A 2,809-nucleotide genomic window follows, 5' to 3' on the forward strand; every position below is an offset into this window, starting at 1 on the left:
GCCCAGCGCGTCGCAGGCGCCGATGGCCTGCCCCACGTTGTGCTCGATGGCGGCCGGGTCCGCCACGTATTCACCCAGATAGAAAAGCGATGCCCGGATGCCGTGCGCGTCGCGCAAGCGCAAGGCGGTCTGGACTGCCGCCTCCACATCCGCGCCACCGACGAAACGGCGCGCCAGCGACGACCGGGCGGCCATCGCCCGCATCGCGCGGCCCATCATGGGGCTGCGCGCCAGCGCGATGGTGGTTCTTTGGAAAAGGCTCATGGGCGCTCCCGCCAAAGCACCGCACTATCGCGCGACGGCAAGCGCCTGTCTTGAACGCCCGTGAATCAGCGGACTACGGCTTGTGGCCGTGAAAGACGCCCCGCGCAGACCCTAGACCTTGCCGGCCGCCAACGCGCTGGCGGGCGCGCGGCCGAACAGCGGCCGCTGTACCGTCTGCGCCAGCAGCACGCCCGCCAGTGTCACCGCCCCACCCAGCAGGTGGTATCCGTGCAACTGCTCTCGCAGCATGACAAACGCCGCCAGCGCGGTGAACAAGGGCAGCAGGTTGATGAAAATGCTGCAACGGGTGGGGCCCAGGCGGTGCACCCCCTCGATCCACAGGTACGACAGCAACACCGACGAAAAGATGCCGGCATAAAGGATCAGCGGGATGGTGTTGACGTCCAACGCGGCCTGCGCCGCCGGCACGCGCAGGTACAGCGGCAGCATGTACAGCAACGCGAAGATCGACTGCACGAACGTGGATTGCCAGGCAGGGACCGGCACCTTCCAATGGCGCAGCAGCACCCCGTACAGCGCATAGGACAAGGCGGCCAGCAGCATCAGGCCGTCGCCCGCATGGATGCCGTGCTGGAACACGCTGAGCATGTCGCCCTGCCCCACCAGGTACAGCAACCCCAGGAACGACAGCACCCCGCCCGCGGCCATGCCCAGGGTCAGCGGGTCGCGCAGGATGACGACGCTGAGCAGCATGCTCAGCAACGGAATCAGCGCCGTCAGGATGGCCATGTTGGTGGCGGTGGTGGTTTCGGCCGCGCGGTAGGACAGCGCCTGGAACACCGCCGACGACAAGGCGCCGTACAGCGCCAGCTTGGGCCAATGCCGCAGGATGACCTTGCGGTTGCGCCAGGCCGGACGGGCCGTGAACAGGCCCATCAGCACCAAGGCCAGCACCAGGCGGTAGAACGTGATTGCCGTGGGCGAGATGGCGCTGGCGGCCATCTTGGACACGATGACATTGCCCGCCCAGAACAGGATGGCGAACAAGGGGAACAGATAGGACATGATGAATGCGCTCGCAGGAGGGGGATCGGATCCCACAGGAACCTGCCGGCAAACCGGCGGGCGCTGCGGGATGACCGCTATCCTATTGAGCGCGCGTCGGTCCGTCTGCCGATGAAAAGGCAGCAGCTATCGCGAAATGGACATGCCGCCCTTCCAGGCCGGCGCATTCACGGACGGAACGGCGCGGGGTCCAGCGGCAGGTCCAGGCCCGCCATCTGGGCGGTCAGCAAGGCCGCGCTGCCGCAGGCCAACGTGAAGCCCAGCGCCCCTTGGCCGATGTTCAGCCACAGGTTGTCGGCTGCGGCGGCGCGCCCGATCAGCGGCTTGCCGGTAGGCGTGGCGGGACGCAGGCCCGCCCAGGGAATGGCCTGGCGCATGTCCAAGGCAGGAAAGGCCTCGCGCACCTGCCGCTTCAGCAGGTCCACGCGCGCCGTATCGATGTCCGCATTGGCGCTGCCGATATCAACCATGGCCGCGATTCGCAGCACGCCGCCCACGCGGGCGTAGACGATGCGCCGTTCATAGTCCGTCACGCTGATGCGCGGCGCGACGGCGTCGTCATCCGCCAGCGGCACGCTCAGGCTGTACCCCTTCAGCGGATACAAAGGCACATCCTGCCCCAGCGGCTTGAGCAGGGCCCGCGTGCCGATGCCGGTGGCAAGCACCACGGCATCGGCGCCGATGTCGCCCTGGCGGGTGTTCACGGCCACGATGCGGCGGCCTTCGCGCTGCAGGCCGGCCACCGGATTGGACATGACGCATTCCACATTGCCCAGCCCCTGCAGGCGGTCGAACAAGGCTTCCGTGAACTGGCGGCAATCGCCCGCCTCTTCGCTGGGGGTATAGATGGCGCCGGCCAGCTTGTCGCCCATGGCGGCCAGCGCGGGCTCCATCGCCAGCGTCTGCGCGGCGTCCAGCACCTGCTGCTCGGCGCCATGCCCGGCCTGATACGCTACCAGCGCGCGCGCCTTGTCCAGCAAGGCCGTGCTGCGGTAGGCAATCAGCTTGCCGTTCTTCAAATGGCCGAAATCCAGGTCTTCCTGCGCCAGCAAGGTATGCATGACGTCACGGCTGAGATAGGACAGCCCAAGCAACTGCGCGGTCGACGCCTTCGCGACCGACGCGCGGCAGGCCAGCGCGAACTGCAGGCACCATCGCCATTGATGGAGGTCCAGCCGGGGCCGGAAGCGCAGCGGGGAATCCTCGCGCAGCAACCAACCGGGCACGCTGGGCAGCACGCCCGGGCCGGCCAGCGGCGCGACATAGCTATAGCTGAGCTGGCCGCCGTTGGCGTAGCTGGACACCTCGGCCGGCCGCGCCTGGCTGTCGACCAGCACCACATCGTGACCCTGGCGCGCCAGGAAATAGGCGGACGTCACACCCACAACGCCCGCCCCGATTACGCAAACGCGCATACCTGCATCCTAGATAGAGAAAGAGCCCCCACGCCGCACACACTTCGTGTGTTTGCTGCCCCCCGAGGGGGCGCTTTTTGCCTTGGGGCGGCCCGGCGGCAAAA

Annotated in this window: 2 protein-coding genes and 1 pseudogene; all 3 read right to left on the minus strand. The window is 67.7% G+C overall.

Annotated elements, in window-relative coordinates:
* A pseudogene (locus ACO6D5_RS29100) lies at positions 1-264 on the minus strand (proline dehydrogenase family protein); the annotation flags it as partial.
* 111 nt (positions 265-375) lie between these two features.
* Positions 376-1,290 carry a DMT family transporter gene (locus ACO6D5_RS29105; RefSeq protein ID WP_485827319.1) on the minus strand — a complete coding sequence of 305 codons (915 nt, stop codon included), beginning with the start codon at positions 1,288-1,290 and terminating at the stop codon, positions 376-378.
* A 167-nt stretch (positions 1,291-1,457) separates the two neighbouring features.
* Complete coding sequence (locus tag ACO6D5_RS29110) at positions 1,458-2,705, minus strand: D-amino acid dehydrogenase (protein ID WP_315846632.1); 1,248 nt, start codon at positions 2,703-2,705, stop codon at positions 1,458-1,460.
* Positions 2,706-2,809 lie beyond the last annotated feature (104 nt).

This window comes from Achromobacter sp., from assembly GCF_057314935.1.